We start from the raw sequence: 22637 nt of genomic DNA, 5'->3' as shown, positions 1-22637 counted from the left end.
TTTGATGGTTTGATGAAACTAAACCCCGCAAGTTTCCACAACACGCGGCTGATGCCTGTTCCATATCGGAAACATCACGGTTTTCATAGGGTTTCGGGCATTTTAATGCCGTCGCTTACATCACGCTACAGGGTCGAATAAGTAGCCCAATACACCGTTCAAACGGTTCCGACCCTGATCGGTGGTGCGAAGCCCGGCCGAATCACAAATCAAATCCCCCGATCCGATCAGGGTTTCAAGCCGCGCATTATCCAAAACATCGCGCGGGCCTTTGCCAATGATCCGCTCAAACCGGGCTGTTGGAATGGTTTCATTAAGCCGCAAGCCCATCATCACCATCTCAAGCAGGCGTTCATCGGCCTCAAGCACGGTTTCTTCCTGTGTGCCGTTCCCGGCCTTTTCCACGCGGTCCAGCCAGATATCGGGCGCCCGGTGGCGGCGGACCGCCGTCGGGACTGTGCTGCCATCTGGCTGAATGATCGCTTCGCGGCCATGCGCGCCGGGACCGATACCAAGATAATCGCCATAGCGCCAATACACCAGATTATGGCGGCTTTCCTGCCCCGGTTTGGCGTGGTTTGACACTTCATAACAGCCATAACCAGCCGCCTGCGTTTCTTCCTGCGTAATCTCATAAAGCTCGGTCGCAAGGTCTTCGTCGGGGACGACCAACTCACCGCGCTGATGCAGGGTGTAAAACTGTGTGCCCGGCTCGATGGTCAGCTGATAGAGCGAGATATGCCCATTGGCAATCGCAAGCCCTTCGCGAAGTTCCTTGCGCCACGCCTTGGGGTCATGTTCCGGGCGGGCATAGATCAGATCAAACGAAAACCGGTCAAACACCGATGTCGCAACATCCAGCGCGCGCATGGCTTCCTCAGCACTGTGCAACCGCCCAAGGAATTTGAGGTCACGGTCATTGAGCGCCTGAATGCCAATCGACACCCGGTTAATGCCATTGGCGGCAAAGGCCGAAAACCGGTCGATTTCAACCGTCCCCGGATTGGCTTCCAACGTGATTTCAATATCATCAGTCACGTTCCAGAACGTCTTGATGTCATCGATCAAGGCACCCGCGGTTTCCGGATCCATCAGCGACGGCGTGCCCCCGCCAAAAAACACCGATCCCACCGTCCGGCCCGGATGGCGCGCTGCACCCGCCGCCAGTTCGGCGCGCAATGCCTTGCGCCAGCGCACATGATCGACACTGTTGGCAACATGGCTGTTGAAATCGCAATAGGGGCATTTCGACAGACAAAACGGCCAGTGGATATAAATGCCAAACGGCACGGTTTCAGCGGAGGTTGCGGACACGCGAAATTCTTTTCAAATACGGGAATGTTGGCCGATAAACTAACACGCACCGCCGATCATGACATCAGCGATGCGTGCATATGTTCGATGCAGGGCGATAATCTGCCCAGAGACTTATTTAAAGCAGGCCGCAACCAATTGCGCGAACGCATCGGCCCGGTGGCTCATTTCATGCTTTATGGCTGGCTCTATTTCGCCAAAGGTTTGATCATATCCCTTGGGCTGGAAAATCGGGTCATAGCCAAATCCATGACGGCCGCGCTTGGGCCAAACGATGTCGCCTTCAAGCCGCCCTTCGAAATTCTCAACATGCCCATCAGGCCACGCCAGTGACAGCGCACAGATAAACGATGCCCGGCGATCCGGATGGCTGCCGATCCCGTTCTGGACCTTTTCCATCGCCATATCAAAATCCTTGTCCGGCCCGGCCCAGCGCGCCGAATAAATACCGGGCGCCCCATCAAGAGCCGATACCGCAAGCCCGCTGTCATCGGCCAATGCCGGAAGGTTCGCCCCCTTGGCCGCCGCAGTCGATTTTAGCTGCGCATTGCCAATAAAGGTCTTTTCGGTTTCTTCGGGTTCGGGAAGATCAAGGTCACCGGCGGAAAACACTTCAATCCCAAAGGGTGCGAGAAGGTCACCGATTTCCTTGATTTTGCCTTTGTTGTGACTGGCGATAACCAGTTTTTTTTCCGTAAAGCGACGGGCCATGTTCTTGCCTGAAAGCGATTTTCAAAATGGGGTTAAAGCAAAATAAGGTTGTTGAGATTCGTTTTATGCTGAGTCGAAAATGGTTGGTCGCGAGAACCGACGCGCAGCGTACTTAAGTACGTGAGCATCGGAAGCGCAGCGACCCGCCATTTGCAGGCCAGCATGAGACGAAGATCAGCAACCTTAAAGGCCAAGCGCCTCGCGCTGTTTCGCAAACAGCTCTTTGCAGCCTTTTTCGGCCAGCGCGAACATCTGATCATACGCTGCACGATCAAACGGCACGTCTTCTGCTGTTGCCTGCACCTCAACAATGCCGCCATTGCCAGCCAAAACAAAGTTGGCATCGGCCCCGGCATTGCTGTCTTCTGCGTAATCAAGATCAAGAACCGCATTGCCGTTATAAATACCGCACGAAATGGCTGCAACCGGCTGGGTCAGTGGGATTTCCTTAAGCAGGCCAAGGCGACGCACACCCTGAAATGCCAGATGGGCGGCAACATAGGCACCGGTGATTGATGCGGTGCGCGTGCCGCCATCGGCCTGAATGACATCACAATCAAGGCGCATCTGCATTTCGCCCATGGCCTTCATATCGGTCACGGCCCGGATCGAACGCCCGATCAAACGTTGAATTTCCTGAGTCCGGCCCGACTGACCACCGCGCGCGGCTTCGCGGTTCATGCGCGAGTCCGTCGCACGTGGCAGCATACCGTATTCTGCGGTAATCCAGCCCTTGCCGGAATTGCGCATCCAGCCCGGTACCTTATCCTCGACCGTTGCCGTACAAATGACATGGGTATCGCCAAATTTGATCATGCATGACCCTTCGGCATATTTAGAAATGCCGGTTTCAATCGAAACGTCGCGAAGCTGATCTTGGGTACGGCCGGATGGGCGCATGAGTGGGAACCTCTTGTTTGTCTGTACGGCACTGGCCTTGGCGACCAACGCGAATAATCTGAAATTTCGCCCAAAGTAAGATGACACCCGCCAAAGGTCCAGCAGTTTCCCCGTGATAATTGGCGCGATTCGCATTGCGCTTTGACGGGTTTTGAAACTAAGTACTTGATTGATGGTACCCTTGCGCTTCTCACTGCAAATCCGGTGCGATTGACGGTTGGACTTGGGCTGACTAAATTCGTATCACCTTTTGACGCAATCTTGCGCAAACTATGGTCACACACAGAAAATGGCGCATTTCGACGACACTCTACTTGGCGATATGAACGTGCGGACACGCGAAGTGTTCCGCCAGATCGTTGATGCCTACGTCGCAACCGGCGAACCCATCGGGTCACGTTCGATTGCACGCCGGATGTCTGAAAACCTGTCGGCGGCGACCATTCGCAATGTGATGTCCGACCTTGAAGACATGGGATTGCTGGTGGCCCCGCATGTCTCGGCCGGACGGTTGCCCAGTGAAAAGGGCCTGCGTCTGTTTGTGAATGCACTGATGGAGGTCGGTGACCTTCCCAATGCCGAACGCGATCAACTGACCAAAAATTGCGAACAGGCGGGATATTCGCTTGATCAGATGCTGGGCGAAGCCACCACCATGTTATCGGGGCTGTCGCGCTGTGCCGGGCTTGTTGTCGCCCCAAAAACCGATGGATTGCGGCTCAAACAAATTGAATTTGTTGGGCTTTCACCGGGCAAGGTTCTTGCTGTCCTGGTGTCGCAGAACGGCAACGTTGAAAATCGAATCCTTGATGTTCCAACAGATTTGCCCGGTTCGGCATTGACAGAAGCCGCGAATTATCTAAATAGCCGGTTGGCTGGAAAGACTCTTGACGATGCGCGCCTGTTGATCACCCAGGAACGTGATCAGTTGCGCCAGGAGCTTGACGACCTTTCAGCCGGATTGATTGATGCAGGCCTTGCAACATGGGCTGGCGGGATCAAGGGATCGTCCCTGATTGTTAAGGGTCAATCCCAGCTGTTGGAAAATATCGATACGATTGAACAGCTTGAATCCGTGCGCCGCCTGTTTAACGTGCTTGAGGCCCGCGATCAGATGATCGAACTGCTCGATGTGACGACGGACGCCCAGGGTGTTCAGATTTTCATCGGGTCGGAAAACAAATTATTCGGTGGATCGGGCCTTTCGATGGTGATTTCGCCCTATCAAAACGCCGAAGGCAGCATTGTGGGCGCAATCGGGGTTGTCGGACCAACCCGGATCAATTATGCCCGGATCATTCCGCTGGTCGATTACACCGCCAAACTGGTCGGTCGACTGATTGGATAAATCGCGGCGCTGCGTGTCAGGCCGCATAAACGTGAAAGTACATAGGTTAGCCATGTCGGAAACCGCAAAAAACACCCCGGACGATCTGCACGATGTAAATGCAGAGCAGGCCGCAGCCGAAGATATCGCAGCAGAGGCGAACGCGGCTGAGCACGAAGATGTCGTGATCGAAGATCCGATCACCGCCCTTGAAGCCGAAGTTGCAGAACTGAAAGACCGTCTGTTGCGCCAGGCCGCCGAGGTGGAAAACACCCGCCGCCGCGCCAAAAAGGATGTCGAGGACGCTGGCAACTACGCAATTACCAAATTTGCCCGTGAGCTTCTTGACGTTGGGGATAACTTGCGCCGCGCCCTTGATGCTGCTGGCGACACCTCCAATGCCGATCCGGCGATGAAAACGCTGTTTGAAGGCGTTGAAATGACCGAACAGACGCTTCTTAAGGCGCTTGAAAAGAATGGCGTTGAAAAGCTTGAGCCGCTTGGTGAAAAGCTCGACCCGAACAAGCATCAGGCCGTGTTTGAAATGCCGAACCCGGACTATCCGGACGGGCATGTCGCACAGGTGATGCAGGCCGGTTATATGCTCAAAGGCCGCTTGCTGCGCCCTGCCATGGTCGGTGTGACCAAAAACCCGCCTGCTGAGCAAGCGCCCAAGGACGACACTCCGGGCGGGAATGTCGATACCTCGGCCTAAGCACGACAGCACCAAAATAAACCGGTTTTAGCGGATCGGGTTTATCAACGGCCCTGCCAGACATACTTGGCGGGGCCGTTTTGAGTCCAGACGCACAGAGATTCCCACCTTTCGCGGGAATGACGTACTCTCTCAAGACGGTTACTCTGAATCCCTCTACAGTCGTCATGCCCGCGAAAAACATTGATTGCCAACCCGACAGGACACCTCCCCATGCCACTTCGTCCCGACCTGATTGACATCCTGCGCGATGAAGCCGCCCCGATTGTCATTCTGACCGGGGCTGGCATTTCAAAGGAAAGCGGGTTGCATACATTCCGCGATCCCGATGGTATCTGGGCGAAATATGATATTTCTGACGTCGCCACCCCCGACGCCTTCGTCAATAATCCCGATCTGGTCCATCATTTTTACAATGACCGGCGCGCAGCTCTTCTGGATTCGAATATCCAGCCCAACGCCGCCCATCATGCACTTGCCCGGCTTGAAACCGAATGGCCCGGTGATGTTTTGCTGGTGACCCAGAACATTGATGATCTGCATGGCCGGGCCGGATCAAAAAACCTGATCCATATGCACGGCGAACTGCTTAAAATCCGCTGTAATCACTGTGATCTTCTGACCGCATGGGCAGACGACCTCGCCAAGGAAACCGCCTGCCCGGCGTGTGGCAAAGCTGGTGGTCTGCGTCCACATGTCGTCTGGTTTGGCGAAATGCCGCTTGAGATGGACCGCATCTATGCCGCCTTGGGTGATTGCGGATTGTTCATGTCGATTGGCACATCGGGCAATGTCTATCCGGCAGCCGGATTTGTTCAAGTTGCCCATGAAGAAGCCGGGGCCGAAACGGTGGAGCTCAATCTTGAACCCAGCACGGGTGCCACCCTGTTTGACCACAGCACCTATGGCCCGGCAACGGAACTGGTCCCCGCTTTTGTCGATGCGCTTTTAAAAGGCTGACCTTTAGTCTCCGACCAGTTCGCGAAATTTTTGCTCCCCTTCGGCACTGAACCGGACAATCCGCGACTCGCTCATACGCCGCGCCCAACCCAAATCATAAAACCGATCCAGCAACGCCGCCCCGAACGACCCAGCCAGATGCGATTGCCGGGCACTCCAGTCCAGACATTCACGGCATAACGGACGGCGATTTTGGCGCAACGCCGCCAGATCGATGCCAAACCCGTTGGCAAAATCCACACCGGCATCGGTCAGAGCCACTCCATTCAAATCGGTCTTGATAAGCTTGCGTTTTGACAAACCGTCAAACAGCGCTACCCCCATATCCCCCGCCAAATGGTCGTAACACACCCGTGCGCGACGCAATTCGGGGTCTTTGGGGCCGGTACGCACCCGGTTATGCCCGACCCGATTGGCAATCCCCATCATGACTTCAAGCGCCTCGACAATATCGGGACCAGACAGCGTGAAATAGCGATGCCGACCCTGCTTGCGCGGGATCACAATCTGTCCGGCTTCAAGTTTCGCCAGATGCGAACTTGCGGTTTGCGGCGTCACCCCGGCTTCCTGTGCCAATTCGGTTGCGGTTAATGCTTTGCCGCCCATTAAGGCTGTCAGCATATTTGCGCGTGCCGGATCGCCAAGCAATGCGGCCACGCGGGCAATATCGGGTCCTTCTTTCATAGTTCGATGATAATCGAATGATGAATGTCGGGCAACAAAGCCAAAGGTGTGATGTGAAAAAGCGGGCAGAACCGATATCTGCCCGCTTCATTGCATTTTGATGCATCGAAGGGATAGCGGCCTTAGTGCGACAGCCCGGACCCGCCAACCGCAACGATGTTGAACGGCAGCCCCTCAACCGTGATCTCGCCCTTATCGGCAAAACTTTTGGCATCGACAAGCCGCACCAGATGTTCGCGCGGATCAGTCACGGCAATCACATCACCGGCAACCGCAATGCGGGGCCGCGGGTCGCGCCAATGCCCGTCCTTGCTATAGGGCTTGGTAATCTGTTGCGAACGGACAATCTTGCCATCAAGAACATCAACCGCATGCAGATACCCGTCTTCGGTAAAGACATAGGCAATCGTCACCTGTGCCGGATCAAGCGCGAAATGAACATAGCGCACCGGCAAGTCAACCAGCCGGAAGGGGGCATCTTCGGTTGGCTCAATCACCACCAGCTTGTCCGCACCATAATCACCAAGGAAGAATTGCATGGCTTTGCCACCGGCCAAATGGCCCACACGTCCGTTTGGCATATCGTCGCCATAAGACAGCATCTTGATCGCTGGCGCATCGTTGCCGCTCAGCTGGGCAGTAATCACCCCTTCTTTACAGCCAAACGCGACAATACCGGCCGAGTAGGCTTCGCCGTGAAGCCCCGTGCAGGTGTGAATATCGCCAACCTGTTTGCCCGCCGGGTCGACAACCTTAAGCCCCAAACGCGGCGGCAAGCTGCCCGGCTTGGTTTCAACGGCAAGATTAGGTTCGGAAATAAGATAATAATCGCCCATCGGCACCACCACACCATGATGAGGTGCGGTCGCTTTCACGTCACCATGAGCAGAGCTCCCCGCAAGAAGGTCCTTTTCATCAAAGACCTTTGCAACACCCTCTCCGTCAAAAAACATATAGAACGCGCCATCATGGGGAACCGCATGAACCGGGCGTTTGCCATTTATGCCAACCGGCAGCAACGTCACATCCTTAATGTCGATATCAGCATGATCCCCGTGGGAGAAAACCTCAATCCCGCTATCGATCACCGCCACGGCATCATGATCCATTTGAACTGCCGCCAGAGTCTTTCCACTCTCGCTTGGCACCAGATGGGTCACATAGCCAGCTGTATCAAACCGGTCGATAACCGCCTTTTTCTCCAGATCAACAACGGTAACACCGCCCTCTTGCTGGTTAGTAACAAAAAGACGCCATGCTTGCCGTGTTTCATCGGCAGCCTGTGCGACTGATATCCCGAAAACCGGCATCATAACCACACCGCTCACCATGGCGGCGCGCGCAATATTTTTGAACAAAAGATGCCCCTATTTAATGTAACGTTATAACATAACATTTAATACAATCCTTTGTCCGGCCTGTCCATATCGATAGTTCGATCTGCATCGAAACATCACTCAGGCTGGGTGCGCTATGCCTTTCCAAGCAAGGTACACATGCCCTGCTTCACCACCCGCAAACCAAAGGTACTCCCCCATGATCACCTGCTTTATCCGCTACGAAATCGATCCTTATAAAAAGAACGCCTTCATCGAATATGCCCGCAATTGGGGGCAGGCTATCCCGCGATGCGGGGCAGACCTTGTTGGCTATTTCGCACCACATGAAGGATCGGTTTCGACCGCCTATGGTATCTATCATTTGCCCGATCTGGCATCCTATGAGGCCTATCGCGCAAAACTAGCCGCCGATCCGTTAGGTCAGGAAAACTATCAATTCGCCCAGCGCGAAAAATTCATCCTGCGCGAAGAACGCCAGTTTCTGAAAATTGCCTCTACACCCCATGCTGGCCCGCAGACGGAGCTTATCAAGCCATGATCGCCGTGATTTTCGAAGTCACCCCGCATAAGGCGCATTACGACGAATATCTCGCCATCGCTGGCGAGTTGCTTCCGATTTTGCAAGACATGGATGGCTTTATCTCGATCGAACGGTTCAGCTCTCTCACCACACCGGGCAAGGTTTTATCCCTGTCGTTCTGGCGCGATGAGGATGCAGTCAAGGCATGGCGCAATGTTGCCGAACACCGGGCGGCCCAGCATGAGGGCCGCAACCGTGTCTTTGCCGATTACCGCCTTCGGGTGGCCGGGGTAATCCGTGATTACGGCATGACACCACGCGATCAGGCACCCGATGATTCACACGCTCATCACGACATGGCAGGTAATAAGCCTTAGGTTTTGACACTGACCGGTTTCGGGGACGGATTATCCTCCCCGATACTGGCGGCCTCATCAACCTCAACCGGGGCCGCGCCGCCCTTGTAATCAAGCAACATCACCGCCAGCACGACAATCCCCGCCCCGATGAAAATGACCGGCATCGGCAGCATGTCAAAAAAGATCAAATCCATGGCCACCGAAAACGGCAACGCGGTATAGGCTGCAGGCGACACCACGCTGGCATCGGCCACACGCACCGCACGCAACACCATGTAATTGGTCATCATGGCAAAGAACCCGGCACCCGATGAATACAGCCAGTCGGCCAAAGACGCCGGATGCCAGGTGACCATGGCAATCGGTACCCAGATCATCACCGCAATGATTTGCGGCCAGAACAGCATTGAAAAATTGGTTTCCGTGCGAGTCAGCACCTTGGCAAATAAGGTCTGGGCGGAAAAACAAAACGCCCCGATCAGTGCCGCGCCGACACCAAGTGGCACGCCAAAGCCGTCCATACGTGGCGCGCACATCACCCACACCCCGACCAGTCCAAGTAGGGTCGCGATCAGTTTACGCGCCGTCAGCTTTTCGCCTAGAATCACCACCGCCAGCAGCACGGTCAGAAGGGCCTCGATAAACAAATAGGCATTGACCTCGGCAATGCTCATTTGCCGCAGGGCAAAGAACACGAAAAACAACGATCCATACCACAACAACCCACGCGCAACATGCGCCATGGGGCGTTTGGTGCGCACCAGACGGGTACCCAGAAACATCACAATGATCAGAAAAACCGGAACCGTGGTAAGCGCCCGCATCGCAAGAATCTGCGCGGTCGGCACATCATGCGATACCAGCTTGGCACAGACATCGACACAAACGCCCGATGCCATCGCCGCAGTCATCCACAAAACACCGCGGACATTTCCGCTAAGGCGCAACAGCGTCTCGGTCATGATCGTTCCTGAGTGAAAATGATAATGGGGGTTTCCGGCAGCCCGGGGAGACTGCTGCGTGGTGGCGCAAGGAGACATCTTTATAAAGCAGGCCGGAAACCCTTATGACCATGATCCTGCCTGCAAACTTCACAAAATACGAATGAGGAGTTTTCAGCCATTGCTGAGATTTTTTTGCCCCACTTCGTGAGCGATCCTGATAGACAGTAAAGCCCTGCAAAAATCAGCCCTGACGGATATGCCCCATGCGTCGCAAATTGCCACCGCTCCGCGCACTTGTCGCCTTTGAAGCCACCGCCCGCCACCAAAGTGTCAAGGGGGCGGCTGAGGAATTGCATGTCACGCAAAGTGCGATCAGCCATCAGCTGCGTCAGTTGGAAGAAAACCTTGGCGTGGTGCTGTTTACCCGCAAGGGCCGTGGCCTTAGCCCAACGAAATCCGCAGAGCTTCTTTTACCCCGCCTGACCGAGGCGCTGGACGGCATTGCTGATATCACTGGCGAAGTCGGTCCCGACAAAGGCAAGGCCATCCGCATTGGCGCGCTAGCCACCCCGGCCTTGACGGTTTTGCTGTACGAACTTGACAATCTGCGCGGTCGTCTACCCGCCGATATTCCAGTGCAGTTTCGCAAGATTGAATTTGATGACGACCTTGATCCGCTTGAGATTGATCTGGCCCTGCAAATCGCCCCCAAAGACCTGCCGGGTCCGGAAAACTGGATCACTGAACTTTTGACACCCGAAGTTTATACTGCCTTTGCCGCCCCGGAATGGCTGGAAAAACGCGGGCTTGATGCCTGCAAAATTGACGTCGGGCAGCTCAGTCCGCGCGACATTTTGCTGATCGACAGCGACAGCGAACAGTTTTCCCAGATCGAACAATGGTTCAAGGATGCCAGCTTCGCGCTCAGTGATTGCTGGACCTTCAGCCACCATATCTGGGCGCTGGAAGCCGCCCGGGCCGGACAGGGCATCGTTGCCAGCACCGATGTCGTTGCGCGCAACTATGTCGAACGCGGTGAGCTGGTCGCACTGAATTTCCCCGATTTCATTTCGCACTGGTGGTACCGCCTGCTGATCCGCCCGGCCCGACAAAAAGACCCGGTCGTCATCGAAGCCGCCAACTGGATCCGCGAACTGATCAATCCAAAAACTGCTTCGCTTGCGCGGCGCAAGGTTTTGTAATTGATTTGTCGACGATCTTGCCGCCACATTAACGGAATTTAGTACTTATTATTCATGCAGAATATTTTGGTAACAGGCGGGGCCGGATATATCGGCTCACATATTTGTCTCAAACTCCGCGAAAGCGGTTATTGTCCTGTTGTCTTTGACAATTTGTCAAATGGCCACCGCGATGCAATTGCACCCGATATACCCTTTATTCAGGCAGACATTCGCGACAGCGAGAAATTGGACCGCACATTCAGTGAGTTTCAGCCAACCGCCGTCATTCACATGGCGGCCTTGATTGAAGCTGGCCTCTCAATGCATGAACCATCAAAGTTTTATAACGTGAACGTTGCAGGCTCCCTGAACCTGCTTGATGCAATGCGCCGTCATGATTGCCTGCACATCGTTTTCTCTTCTACTGCTGCGGTTTATGGCAATGCCGGCCTTGATCTGCTTGATGAACGCCTACCGGTACGTCCTGAAAACCCTTATGGACGCTCCAAGGCAATGGTCGAAACCATGCTTGCTGACTATTTCGCAATATATGGCTTTAAGGCAATTGCCCTTCGCTATTTCAACGCAGCAGGTGCAGACCCAAAAGGGCGCGCAGGTGAAAGACATGATCCGGAAACCCACCTCATTCCTTTGGCGCTGCAAGCTGCCGCTGGATTACGCAGCGAAATGAAAATATTTGGCGGTGATTACAACACCCCTGATGGCACCTGTATACGTGACTATATCCATGTGGATGATCTTGCAGACGCCCATGTAAAGGCAGTTCAGAATCTCACTTCCCGAAAAAATACAACTTTTGAAATTATAAATATCGGCACCGGAAAAGGTTACTCTGTAAAAGAAATTATCGAGCTTTGCCAAAGCATTACAGGTCAAAAATTTCCAGTGTCTCTGAAGCCACGCCGGCCAGGTGACCCCGCAAAACTAGTTGCAGATCCGGCGAAGGCAAAAGTGCTGCTAGACTGGCAACCGAAATATGGTTCAGCGCATGACATCATTAAACATTCTTGGAATTTTTACATGAAAACCATGTCTTAAGGTTTTATAGGTTATTTCGTCCAAAATGATTTCGGGTTAACCATGTCCTTCTCAGCTTTCATGTTGATCCACCAATAAGCAAGAAAAACTCTCTAGTCGAAAGATTGGAAACGGATTTTCAGGACGATATTTCACACGTAGAAAAGGGGAAATACGTGCATAAGGTGTCTGTCATCGTTTCGACCTATAACTGGCCCGAAGCGCTTGAGATGGTTTTGCAGTCTTTGATAGATCAGCAAGACACTAATTTCGAAGTAATCGTCGCAGATGATGGTTCAGGCCCTGCCACAGCAGAATCCATCGCCCGGATGCAGAAAATTTCACCCGTTTCGATCAAGCATTTCTGGCAGGAAGATATCGGTTATCGTCTATCTCGGGTACGAAATGGCGCAATTGCTATGGCTGAAGGGGACATCATCGTCTTCACTGATGGCGATTGTTGCTTGATGCCTGACTTCGTATCAAGGCATCGAAAAGCAGCACAGGCTGGTTGTTTTGTTACTGGTAAGCGCGTTTTCCTGAAACAACGCTTTACCAAATTTGCGATGAAGAACCGACTGAACTTTCACAAATGGCCCCGCGCAGCATTGTTCATGCTCGGCTTGACTGGAAACTGTAATCGTCCATTTCAGTTCATGCGCATGCCGCAAAGCAATAAAAGTCTTTGGGCGCATGAAAATTGCTGGAAGAAGGCGCAAGGTTGCAATATCGCCGCTTTCCGTGAGGACATCTTAAAAATCGGTGGGTTTGACGAAGCATTTGAAGGCCACGGCTTGGAGGACTCTGACTTTGTGCTGCGGATGATAAGATCAGGTATCAAGCGCAAAAATGTTGAGTTCGATTCCCCCGTGCTTCATCTTTATCATGGTCGCTCCATTGGCCAACGCCATGCAAACAAAGCCGATAACGGCAATTATTTCAAAGAACTTGAAACAGACAAGAACCGCTTCCTTCCAAATAAAAGTGGTCTCATGCCCCTTTCAGCCACAGCTTAAAAAGTTCTGATCAAAAGTATGATTCCGGTCCCCCTTGGAACTGGCAACATTTCGCGATAAAAGGGCGGCATCATTCTCCTTCGGGTGCATTTGCGCACCTTCGAAGCCGAAAACAGTCGTCCCGATCATTCGGGGCATGCCTTTATAAAAGCGAAAGGGATTTTCCCAGATGGATCTCAATAAGATTCCAGTCGGTAAAGATGTTCCGTGGGACGTCAACGTCGTCATCGAAATTCCGCAGGGCGGTCCGGTCAAATACGAAGTCGACAAGGATTCCGGTGCGGTATTCGTTGACCGTTTTCTGCATACCTCGATGTACTACCCGGTCAATTACGGCTTCATCCCCAACACCCTTGGTGAAGACGGTGACCCGGTTGATGCCATGGTCATGTTCCGTGAGCCTGTTGTTGCTGGTTCGGTGATCCGGGCCCGTCCGGTCGGTGTTCTGATTATGGAAGACGAAGCCGGTCAGGACGAAAAACTGATCTGCGTTCCCCATGACAAGATCGACCCCTATTACACCGACATCAAATCGCATGAAGATCTGCCACAGATTTTCCGTGACCAGATTCAGCACTTTTTCGAGCGCTACAAAGACCTCGAAAAAGGCAAATGGGTCAAAGTCACCGGTTGGGAAGGCGCTGAAAAAGCCGCCAGCCTGATCGAAGAAGGTGTGACCCGTCTCGCCAAGTAATTGGTCTGACGCCAAGCGATAGATCTTCCAGCAACGCTCTGCCCCATGGCAGGGCGTTGTTTTTTTTCACCTATGGCGAAATGTGATCTGGCTTGCCATATCTAAAATACAGACAAACACGCCATTCCCCGCCCTATCGACAGGTCTTTTTTTTAGACTGACAAGGCCAGGCCGCAAAATTAATCGTATCAATGATTTGTGAACGGACTTGCGAAACGTTCGATTTGCCACATTTCTACCGTTGTTGTTTTGCACCGTCCCTGTGACAGCTAATGAACATCGATTTGAAACGCTGTCCAAGACGACATTGCCCATTGCCACAAGGAAACTGATCGAATGCAAAGCGAGGCCATCGCACATTCTGTTTCCCAGCCGGTCGAGATTTCTGTCTCGTCGGATGGCATGTTGCGCGTGGGTGATGATGCTTTTCGCTGCGCGCTGGGGGTAAATGGTGTCATTGAGGCCAAGGATAAAACCGAAGGCGATGGCAAAACCCCGACCGGTCGCTGGCGGCTGCGCTACGTGATGTATCGCGCGGATCACAGGCCATGCCCGCGCACCAAATTGCCGGTAACAACAATTTCCTTTGCCGATGGCTGGTGCGACGACCCAACCCATCGTGACTATAACTGCCCGGTCCGCCTGCCGTTCGATGCCAGCCATGAGAAGCTATGGCGTGACGATAACGTCTATAACATCGTGGTTGTGCTGGGCCATAATGATGACCCGCCGGTTCCCGGAAAAGGGTCTGCAATCTTTATGCATGTCGCCAAACCCGGTTACAGTGGCACAGAAGGCTGCGTCGCCTTGTCAGAACCTGATCTGGAAACAGTTCTGCGTCTGGCAACGTATGACACATACATCACCATCAATCCGTAAAATCATGCACTTGCCGTTTGAGCGCTGACATCCTAGGTTCATTGGCCGGATATAATTACAGGACAGGTCATGATTGAAGACGATTATCTCTATAAAAAAGGTGGCATAGCAGGTTTTGGATCGCGTCTGAAAGGTGTTTTCGGATCGCGCAAATTCTGGCTGCGCGGCCTTGCCATAATCGTTCTTGTCGCCGCGGTATATTATCCCGCAGGCATGGCAATGATCCACAACGTCGATGATAATCCGGATTTTTCTGGCAATTACCAAGGTGGCAGCCATGCGGTCAACACCGCAGCTGCGCTGATTGACCGCGAAGTTAATCAGAACCGCTGGACGGCAAATGATCCGTTTTTCCTGCCCGGCGGGGCTCTTGACAATATGCCAAACTTCCAGACCGGCATTATCTATGCCCTGTCGCGCTTTTCGATCGAGCTGTCTGATCAGATTGGCCGCACACGTGGATCAAGTCAGGTCGATCCCGATCTTGATAATGCCGCGGGCCTGTTGAAATTCCGTGGTGACAAATGGGTGTTTGATCCCAGTGTATCGCTGCTGCCCGGTGTCACCTCCGAACAGCAGTATCGCGACGCCATCCGTTCGCTCGATAAATATAATCAGCGCCTGATCAACGGAAATGCGGTTTTTGAACGCCGTGCCGATAACCTGCAGGAAACCCTGAACCGGTTTGCCAATGATCTTGGTTCGGCATCGGCCGTGATTGACGACAAGGTTGACGCTCCGTCGGTCTTTGATCGTACGGCTGATGACGTGTTCTATGCCACCAAGGGCCGCCTTTATGCCTATAGCCTGATCCTGCGCGATCTTGGCACCGATTTCGAACAGGTCATCAATGAGCGCCAGGTCGCCCCGGCATGGGCCGAAATGGTTGGATCTCTTCAGGCCGCTGCCGCCCTTGACCCGCTGGTGGTGGTCAATGGATCAGCAGATGGCATCATTTTCCCCAACCATCTGGCAGGACTTGGTTTTTACCTGCTCAGGGCCCGCACTCAGATACGCGAAATCAGCAGCATCCTACAGCGCTAGTCGTCATTTTGGCCCCCTATCGCAGCTTGCGAATACCTGACCCGCGCGCTGCGACTTGATCTTTTCGCCTTTTTGCCCCATTTAAGGGCTAACCATATGAAACGCAGATTGCCGAGCGGGCGAGCATTCGCCCCGGCAATCAGAGTGAGAGGACAAGCAACCATGTTCATTCAAACCGAACCGACCCCGAACCCCGCGACGCTCAAATTCTTGCCGGGCGAAGAGGTTATGGGCCGTCTGGGCACAGCAAACTTCGTCAAAAGCGACGAAGCTGTAAAATCGCCGCTGGCGCGCAAGCTGTTTGAAGTTGATGGCATCGCCGGTGTCTTTCTGGGCGGTGATTTCATCACCATCACCAAAGACGACTCCAAAGACTGGCAGACCCTGAAACCCCAGGTTCTCGGCGGGATCATGGAGCATTACACCTCTGGTCAGTCGGTTCTTGATCAAAATTCGGATGCCGCAACCGGTGCCAGCACCGCGGCCGAAGGTGACAACGAGCTGGTCAGCCAGATCAAGGAACTGCTTGATACCCGTGTCCGCCCGGCCGTGGCACAGGATGGCGGCGACATTGTCTTCCATAAGTTCGAAGACGGTGTTGTTTACCTTGAAATGCACGGCGCATGTGCCGGCTGCCCCAGCAGCACCGCCACCCTGAAAATGGGCATTGAAAACATGCTGCGCTATTACGTGCCTGAAGTTCAGGCTGTTGAACCCGTCATGGCTGACTAATTTTCCGAGTCGTTAAAAAATTCTTACGCCCGGCGCAAACTTTTCTGTGCGCCGGGCGTTCTTATTGCGCGCCGAACGTAAAGGATCGCGGGGACTTCTCAACCTTGGGAATATTGTCCGTTGCGATCAACGCCGTCGGCAGGCATAGATAACGGCCACTTGGGACGGACAGTGTAGGGGTCAGGACCTATTAATTCATTGCGTTCTGTTTGAACAAAAACGTTCAAACAGGTTTGATATCAGAGCAGGAAAGGCTTTACGCCTTTTCAAGCTGATATCGGGACTGGGGGGATGTTTTTGTCCAAACCCTTCGGGCACCATCTTGTTTATTTGTGGAGGGCGTCGTTAGTCCTTGAAAACCATACGGTTTCCTAAGGACAAGCTCCTACCCACAAATAAACAGGATGATGCAGAACGCATTTAATTAATAGGTCCTGACCCTAGTGACCCTGGAGATAGAATGATGACTAGCGCAGAAACTGGAAATTACCGTAAAATTGCGCTCGCTTCGCTCGTCGGAGCGGTCAGCTTACTCTATATTGGCATTTTCGCCGGAATTGATATTTCGCCAGTACCAACAAGCCCCGACACAGAAACTTCTGTGGAGGTGATTGATGATGCTGTTGTCAAAAAAACCAAACCGGCCTATCGCCGGGGTCCTGAAGTCATCGCACTGGGCCAGTACTTCAAAAGCATCGGCTATCGCCTGCCCAATGTTACCGAAGTCCCGCGCGTTTACATCAAACGCGTTCCCAAAGGGCTTGGCGAACTGGCATCGGTCGATGAACGTAAACAGCTTTTCCTCCGCATCATGCTGCCGCTCTCGATGCGCGTGAACGAGGAAATCATTGTCCGTCGTGAACGGTTGATGGCCATTCAGGCCAAAGGTATTTCCGGCATCCCGGTCAACGCCAATGATCAGCAATGGGTCGAACAACTGATGAAACGCTATCGCGTGACCGATGGTGGCATCACGGCCTTGCTTGAACGCATCGACATTATCCCGACCTCCCTGATGCTCGCCCAGTCGGCTGAGGAAAGCGGTTGGGGCACGTCGCGTTTCGTGCGCAAGGGCAATGCCCTGTTTGGTCAATGGGCGTGGGGCGATGACGAAGGCATTGTTCCCGAAGATCGCGAAGATGGCAAAACCCACGTCATCAAGGCCTTTGCCAGCCTGATGGACAGTGTGCGGGCCTATGCACGCAACATCAATTCGCATCCGGCCTATCAGGTGCTGCGCGAAAAACGCGCTGAGCTGCGCGCCGACGGGCAGTTGGTCACAGGCTGGGACCTTGCATCCACCCTGACAAAATATTCCGAACGCGGCGAAGAATATGTCGATAGCCTGCATGCCATCATGCGGGTCAACGATCTGACCGACCTTGACGGATTGGCGTTTGCCGCAGATGACGTGCCACCCCCGCCAAAGGTTCTGGCATTTCTTGAAGACTGATCAGACCTGCTGTCACCATGACAAAGGTCACAAAAAAGGGATCCAAATGGATCCCTTTTTTATTTGACCAAAACGTTCAGTTCGCCGCTTAAGGACGATCGCGATAAATCCAGCCCTTTTCGGATTTCACCAGACGGATTTCATTTTCAACAACCCGGCGGTCCCCGGCTTTGAACGCGCCTTCCTTTAGGGCCAGCATCTTGGTTTTCACCAGATCAATGGCGTCGCTAACGGTATCGCCAACCGCATCCACATCCCCTGCTGCTTTTCCCTTTTCCGTTACGTCATCAGCAAATTCCGACACCGTACGGTCAAACACCAGTTCGTAACGCACCATGGCAATGACTTCGTCATCGTCTTCGGAAATGCTGTTGGTCTTGGTAACATTTTCTACATGACCGACCTTGGCATAGGGGTCTTCGCGGAAACGTTCGATCACAGCCGTGGTAATTTCATCCGGAGTTGGGCCTTTGGCCTGTTCCCCTTCACACGCAGCAAGCAACGGGAACAACATCAAAACGGCAAAAAATCGGGTCATTTGGCCCATGAAAAATTTCCTATTTTCTAACAGAACGGCAAAGATGACCTTATTTTACCCACGCCATGCGGCGAAAATCAGGCCAAGACAAACGTCATATTTTTACTTTGGCCCTTTTAGGCTCAGGACACTGCGTTCAAGTCTGGAACAGATTATCACAATCGCGGGCCTTTCCACATACGCTCGGTAAAACCGCACTATCTTATGACCTCGCGACACCTTATATTCTGCTTGAAATCAAGGCTCTGCATCAAATGCCTCTCCTGTATCGCCTATGGTCACCATTGGTAAAATGATCCTTGGTATAAACCTCCATGACATTTGATTTGATCATTGCATTAACGACACTTGCTGTCGGTGTGGTTTTGGTGCTGCCACGTATCGCCCATTTCACCCTTTGGCGCGCGGTTGTCACCCCTTTGGCCTCAATCATCGGCAGCGGGTTTTTGTTACTTGGCCCGGTTCTAAGCCATGCATTTGGCGGTTTTGCGCCATGGGTCATGGGTGGGCTCTGTGTTGTCGCCTACATGTTTGGCGGCGTGATCCGGTCCAATATTGCGACAGGCGAAGACGCAATCATCACAGGCCAGCACGGCACATTGGCCAAAAGGATTGAGACCATCTCATCCTGGGCCTTGGCATTTGCCTATATTATTTCTGTTTCCTATTACCTGAATTTACTCGGCGCCTTTGCGCTCAGCATGACGCCGTTTGATAGCCGGTTTGACGCGAAACTTTTAACCACCGGCGTTTTCATCCTGATCGTTCTGATCGGCTGCACCAACGGCTTTAAAAGCCTCGAACGGATGGAATATTTTTCCGTCGCCATCAAACTGGCCATCATTGCCGGACTGGTGATTGGCTTGATTGTCAATTTTGGCGATCAGGCAATCCATGAGACGCTGATCTTTAACCCCGAAGCCGTCACCGGTTGGCCGGCCATAACCATGGCGCTGGGGTTGCTGATCACCGTACAGGGGTTTGAAACGTCCCGGTATCTTGGCGCGGTCTATGATGCGCAAACACGCATCCGGTCGATGCGCATGGCGCAATGGCTCTCGACCGTGATTTACGTGGTCTACATTGTCCTGATTGCCTATGTGTTTCGCCCCGAGCAAATGTCGATGACCGAAACCGGCATCATCAATATGATGCAGATCGTCGCGCCGATTCTGCCCTTCTTGCTGGTTGCTGCCGCCCTGGCCTCACAGCTTAGTGCCGCCATCGCCGACACCAGCGGTTCGGGCGGATTGTTTACCGAACTGTCGCGCAATCGCATCAGCGAACCACAGGCTTATTTCATTTTGGCCATAATCGGGATTGCCCTGACATGGGCGGCCGATATTTTCGCAATTGTAAATTACGCCTCACGCGGGTTTGCCATCTATTACGGCCTGCAATCGGGGCTCGCCGCCGTCATCGCCATCAAACAGAAATCAGGCTTGCCCAAAGTCATCTGGTATCTGGCCCTTGCGACCCTTGGCGCTGCCATTGCGGTATTTGGCCAGACAATTGAGTAACCCCAAACGTATTTTGGCCACCGTCAAAACCAATCCGTCATAAAAAATGGCGGGGATGCCTATGCGCCCCCGCCATGTTCAACCGTCGATCAATCCGGTCTTAATTATGTTCGGCGTCATGCGCGGCAAGCGCTGCCAGATTAACCAGATCATTGACTGTTGCCCCCATCTGGGCAATCTGGGCCGGTTTTTCCAGCCCGATCATCACCGGACCAACCACCGTCCCACCGCCCAGCTTATCAAGCAGTTTGGACGCAGTCGTCGCCGCATGAAGGGCTGGCATCACCAGAACGTTTGCCGGACCCGACAGACGACAGAACGGATACAGCTTCAAAAGCTCGGTATCGAGCGCAACATCCACCGCCATATCGCCATCAAACTCGAAATCAACATTGCTGCGTTCAAGAATGCCAACCGCCTCACGGATACGGTCGGTATCTTCGCTGTACGGGTTGCCAAAGGTCGAATGCGACACCAGTGCCACACGCGGTTCATGACCAAGCTGACGGGCCTTCTCAGCCGCCTGAATGGCGATCTCGGCAAGCTGTTCAGCATTGGGCACATTATGCACGCGGGTATCGGCGATAAACACCGTCCGGCCCTTGGCAATCGCAATCGAAAGGCCCATCGGGATTTCGCCCTCTTTCGCGTCGATCACGCTGGCAATATCGGTAAAGCTGCGATTGAAGTTCCGGGTCAGCCCGGTGATCAGGCCATCTGCATGGCCCTTTGCCACCATGACAGAAGCAAAAACGTTGCGTTTCTGGTTCACCATCCGCTGGCAGTCGCGCCACAGATACCCTTTGCGCTGCAGACGTTCATACATGAACTCGGCATATTCCGCATTGCGATCCGAAAGGGCCGCATTGCTGATTTCCACCCCTTCAAGCGTTTCAATACCAAGGTTTTTGGCACTGGCATGAATGCGGTCTTCGCGCCCGATCAGGATCGGCGTGCCATAACCCGAATTGCGATAGGCAACAGCGGCGCGAATAACGGTTTCTTCTTCGCCCTCGGCAAAGGCGATCCGTTTGGGATGTGCGCGCACATAATCGGAAATCAGCTGAAGATGTGCCGCCGTCGGATCAAGACGCCCGCGCAGCTGATTTTCATATTCCGCCATATCAATGATCGGACGACGCGCCACACCACTGTCCATCGCGGCCTGTGCCACCGCCTTGGGGATTGCAATGATCAGGCGCGGGTCAAACGGGGCCGGAATGATGTATTCCGGACCATATTGCAAACGCCGCCCGGAATAGGCCGCGGCCACCTCATCAGGCACATCTTCACGCGCAAGCGACGCCACCGCATGGGCTGCGGCAATTTTCATGTCCTCGTTGATCGTTGAGGCCTGCACATCAAGCGCACCACGGAAAATGTACGGGAAGCCCAGCACATTGTTGATCTGGTTGGGATAATCCGAGCGCCCGGTGGCACAGATCGCGTCATCGCGGATCGATGCAACTTCTTCCGGGCTGATTTCCGGGTCCGGGTTGGCCATGGCAAAAATGATCGGCTTTTTGGCCATGCTTTTGACCATCTTGGTCGTCACCGCCCCCTTGGCCGACAGACCAAAGAACGCATCCGCCCCATCCATCGCATCGTCAAGCGTGCGGGCATCGGTGTCGGCTGCGTGGGCTGATTTCCACTGGTTCATGCCATCTTCGCGACCCTTATAGATCACGCCGCGCGTGTCACACATAATAACGTTATCGTGCGACACACCCATGCTTTTGACCAACTCGCAGCAGGCAATCGCCGCCGCACCAGCGCCATTGATCACAAGCTTGATGTCTTTCAATTTGCGCCCGGTAAGGTCGCAGGCATTGATCAACCCCGATGCCGCAATGATCGCTGTGCCGTGCTGATCATCATGGAATACCGGAATATCCATGATTTCGCGCAGGCGTTGTTCAATGATGAAACATTCCGGCGCCTTGATGTCTTCAAGGTTAATGCCGCCAAACGATGCGCCAAGGAAACGCACGCAATTAACAAACTCGTCAACATCCTCGGTCGAAACTTCAAGGTCGATGCCGTCAACATCGGCAAAGCGTTTGAACAAAACAGCCTTGCCTTCCATCACCGGCTTGGACGCCAGCGCGCCAAGGTTACCAAGGCCAAGAACGGCGGTGCCGTTGGAAATCACCGCAACGATGTTGCCCTTGGAGGTATAATCATATGCCGTCGCCGGGTTCTTGGCGATTTCAAGACAGGGCACCGCAACACCCGGCGAATACGCCAGGGACAAATCGCGCTGGGTGGTCAGCGGCTTGGACGGCGTGATTTCGATTTTGCCCGGACGGCCGCTGGAATGAAACAGCAGCGCTTCGCGGTCGCGAACCTTGATTTCTGAATCTGACATTGTGTTTTCACTGACGCTTGCGTGGTGGGATGGAAAGCTGTGTGTAGTTCATTTCGTTCGACAAGTTTGCGGTGTGGGACCGCCTCATCGAACCGAACAATAAAACAGGCTTCGCGCCCATGGTCAAAGGCGACGTTAACGGCAACCGCAGAATTACGTAGCGTTTTCCGTATGTTGCGCCGCAACAACCCCCTGTTTGGGCAGGTCAGAACTGCCCATCTCTTTGTATCCTCGCCGCCATAACAGACCGCATCAAGACAATGATCTGGCGGAATTATCGTTCTTTTTCAGTGCGATAATTACATCGCCCCCAACATCACCAACCTGCCCCCGTTTTGCCAAGCAATGCCCCCTTATCCAATCATTCCACAGAGTGAAAAAAGGCAACCACCATGGG

Annotated in this window: 22 protein-coding genes; 14 read left to right on the top strand and 8 right to left on the bottom strand. The window is 53.5% G+C overall.

Translation table 11 applies throughout. The features are described from left to right. Window positions 1-120: 120 nt before the first annotated feature. The 3 genes from hemW to rph all read right to left on the bottom strand — a co-directional run bounded on the left by hemW (window position 121) and on the right by rph (window position 2925). Entirely contained in the window at window positions 121-1314 is a 1194-nt protein-coding gene (hemW, locus tag COO92_RS09050; RefSeq protein ID WP_101301501.1) for a radical SAM family heme chaperone HemW, read from the bottom strand. Between the two features lie 114 nt (window positions 1315-1428). Next, on the bottom strand, window positions 1429-2025 hold the full coding sequence (gene rdgB, locus COO92_RS09045) for an RdgB/HAM1 family non-canonical purine NTP pyrophosphatase (RefSeq protein WP_101301500.1): 597 nt from the start codon (window positions 2023-2025) through the stop codon (window positions 1429-1431). A gap of 183 nt (window positions 2026-2208) precedes the next feature. Then, the gene (gene rph, locus COO92_RS09040) at window positions 2209-2925 is read right to left on the bottom strand and encodes a ribonuclease PH (RefSeq protein ID WP_101301498.1); all 717 of its coding nucleotides are present in this window, start codon (window positions 2923-2925) and stop codon (window positions 2209-2211) included. Between the two features lie 289 nt (window positions 2926-3214). Between rph and hrcA the strand changes: the two genes are divergently transcribed. The 3 genes from hrcA (at window position 3215) to COO92_RS09025 (ending at window position 5927) form a co-directional block, all read left to right on the top strand. Next, complete coding sequence (gene hrcA, locus COO92_RS09035; protein ID WP_101301496.1) at window positions 3215-4273, top strand: heat-inducible transcriptional repressor HrcA; 1059 nt, start codon at window positions 3215-3217, stop codon at window positions 4271-4273. 52 nt (window positions 4274-4325) lie between these two features. Further along, window positions 4326-4967 carry a nucleotide exchange factor GrpE gene (gene grpE, locus COO92_RS09030; RefSeq protein ID WP_022732875.1) on the top strand — a complete coding sequence of 214 codons (642 nt, stop codon included), beginning with the start codon at window positions 4326-4328 and terminating at the stop codon, window positions 4965-4967. Between the two features lie 213 nt (window positions 4968-5180). After that, on the top strand, window positions 5181-5927 hold the full coding sequence (locus COO92_RS09025; RefSeq protein ID WP_101301494.1) for an NAD-dependent deacylase: 747 nt from the start codon (window positions 5181-5183) through the stop codon (window positions 5925-5927). A 3-nt stretch (window positions 5928-5930) separates the two neighbouring features. On the opposite strand, the gene COO92_RS09020 is transcribed toward COO92_RS09025, so the two are convergent. Together COO92_RS09020 and COO92_RS09015 are read right to left on the bottom strand one after the other, a co-directional pair. Beyond that, window positions 5931-6611, bottom strand: a complete 681-nt coding sequence (locus COO92_RS09020; RefSeq protein ID WP_101301492.1) for an ArsR/SmtB family transcription factor — start codon at window positions 6609-6611, stop codon at window positions 5931-5933. A gap of 122 nt (window positions 6612-6733) precedes the next feature. Then, the gene (locus COO92_RS09015) at window positions 6734-7969 is read right to left on the bottom strand and encodes a metallochaperone AztD (protein ID WP_206186383.1); all 1236 of its coding nucleotides are present in this window, start codon (window positions 7967-7969) and stop codon (window positions 6734-6736) included. A gap of 178 nt (window positions 7970-8147) precedes the next feature. Between COO92_RS09015 and COO92_RS09010 the strand changes: the two genes are divergently transcribed. Continuing rightward, complete coding sequence (locus tag COO92_RS09010; RefSeq protein ID WP_101301490.1) at window positions 8148-8489, top strand: NIPSNAP family protein; 342 nt, start codon at window positions 8148-8150, stop codon at window positions 8487-8489. Beyond that, window positions 8486-8848 (top strand): antibiotic biosynthesis monooxygenase family protein, encoded by a 363-nt coding sequence (locus COO92_RS09005; protein ID WP_101301488.1) that lies wholly within the window; start codon window positions 8486-8488, stop codon window positions 8846-8848. The genes COO92_RS09010 and COO92_RS09005 overlap by 4 nt, the downstream gene beginning before the upstream one ends. Here COO92_RS09005 and COO92_RS09000 read toward each other — a convergent pair. Continuing rightward, window positions 8845-9792 (bottom strand): DMT family transporter, encoded by a 948-nt coding sequence (locus COO92_RS09000; RefSeq protein WP_101301487.1) that lies wholly within the window; start codon window positions 9790-9792, stop codon window positions 8845-8847. The genes COO92_RS09005 and COO92_RS09000 overlap by 4 nt on opposite strands. Before the next feature lie 245 nt (window positions 9793-10037). Here COO92_RS09000 and COO92_RS08995 point away from each other — a divergent pair, with 245 nt between their 5' ends. The 8 genes from COO92_RS08995 (at window position 10038) to COO92_RS08960 (ending at window position 17814) form a co-directional block, all read left to right on the top strand. Next, the gene (locus COO92_RS08995; RefSeq protein WP_101301486.1) at window positions 10038-10976 is read left to right on the top strand and encodes a LysR family transcriptional regulator; all 939 of its coding nucleotides are present in this window, start codon (window positions 10038-10040) and stop codon (window positions 10974-10976) included. A gap of 54 nt (window positions 10977-11030) precedes the next feature. Next, window positions 11031-12017, top strand: coding sequence for a UDP-glucose 4-epimerase GalE (gene galE, locus COO92_RS08990; protein WP_101301484.1), 987 nt, complete (start codon window positions 11031-11033; stop codon window positions 12015-12017). A 164-nt stretch (window positions 12018-12181) separates the two neighbouring features. Continuing rightward, window positions 12182-13012 carry a glycosyltransferase family 2 protein gene (locus tag COO92_RS08985; RefSeq protein ID WP_240626382.1) on the top strand — a complete coding sequence of 277 codons (831 nt, stop codon included), beginning with the start codon at window positions 12182-12184 and terminating at the stop codon, window positions 13010-13012. Between the two features lie 169 nt (window positions 13013-13181). Further along, entirely contained in the window at window positions 13182-13706 is a 525-nt protein-coding gene (ppa, locus tag COO92_RS08980) for an inorganic diphosphatase (protein ID WP_101301482.1), read from the top strand. 336 nt (window positions 13707-14042) lie between these two features. Further along, complete coding sequence (locus COO92_RS08975) at window positions 14043-14585, top strand: L,D-transpeptidase family protein (RefSeq protein ID WP_101301480.1); 543 nt, start codon at window positions 14043-14045, stop codon at window positions 14583-14585. Window positions 14586-14654: 69 nt separating this feature from the next. Further along, window positions 14655-15629, top strand: coding sequence for a DUF2333 family protein (locus COO92_RS08970; protein ID WP_022732889.1), 975 nt, complete (start codon window positions 14655-14657; stop codon window positions 15627-15629). Between the two features lie 162 nt (window positions 15630-15791). Further along, window positions 15792-16361 (top strand): NifU family protein, encoded by a 570-nt coding sequence (locus tag COO92_RS08965; RefSeq protein ID WP_022732890.1) that lies wholly within the window; start codon window positions 15792-15794, stop codon window positions 16359-16361. 460 nt (window positions 16362-16821) lie between these two features. Continuing rightward, window positions 16822-17814, top strand: a complete 993-nt coding sequence (locus COO92_RS08960) for a glucosaminidase domain-containing protein (protein ID WP_240626381.1) — start codon at window positions 16822-16824, stop codon at window positions 17812-17814. A gap of 88 nt (window positions 17815-17902) precedes the next feature. Here COO92_RS08960 and COO92_RS08955 read toward each other — a convergent pair whose 3' ends face one another. Then, a complete protein-coding gene (locus tag COO92_RS08955; RefSeq protein WP_022733603.1) occupies window positions 17903-18361 on the bottom strand; it encodes a hypothetical protein in 459 nt (152 codons plus the stop codon). A gap of 305 nt (window positions 18362-18666) precedes the next feature. Between COO92_RS08955 and COO92_RS08950 the strand changes: the two genes are divergently transcribed. Next, window positions 18667-19872 (top strand): APC family permease, encoded by a 1206-nt coding sequence (locus tag COO92_RS08950; RefSeq protein WP_101301479.1) that lies wholly within the window; start codon window positions 18667-18669, stop codon window positions 19870-19872. A 100-nt stretch (window positions 19873-19972) separates the two neighbouring features. Here COO92_RS08950 and COO92_RS08945 read toward each other — a convergent pair whose 3' ends face one another. Continuing rightward, window positions 19973-22240: an NADP-dependent malic enzyme gene (locus COO92_RS08945; protein ID WP_101301478.1), complete on the bottom strand. Its 2268-nt coding sequence runs from the start codon at window positions 22238-22240 to the stop codon at window positions 19973-19975. Window positions 22241-22637: the final 397 nt, after the last annotated feature.

Source organism: Thalassospira lohafexi (genome assembly GCF_002844275.1).
GTDB lineage: Bacteria > Pseudomonadota > Alphaproteobacteria > Rhodospirillales > Thalassospiraceae > Thalassospira > Thalassospira lohafexi.
This window is presented reverse-complemented; position numbering and strand designations above follow the sequence as displayed.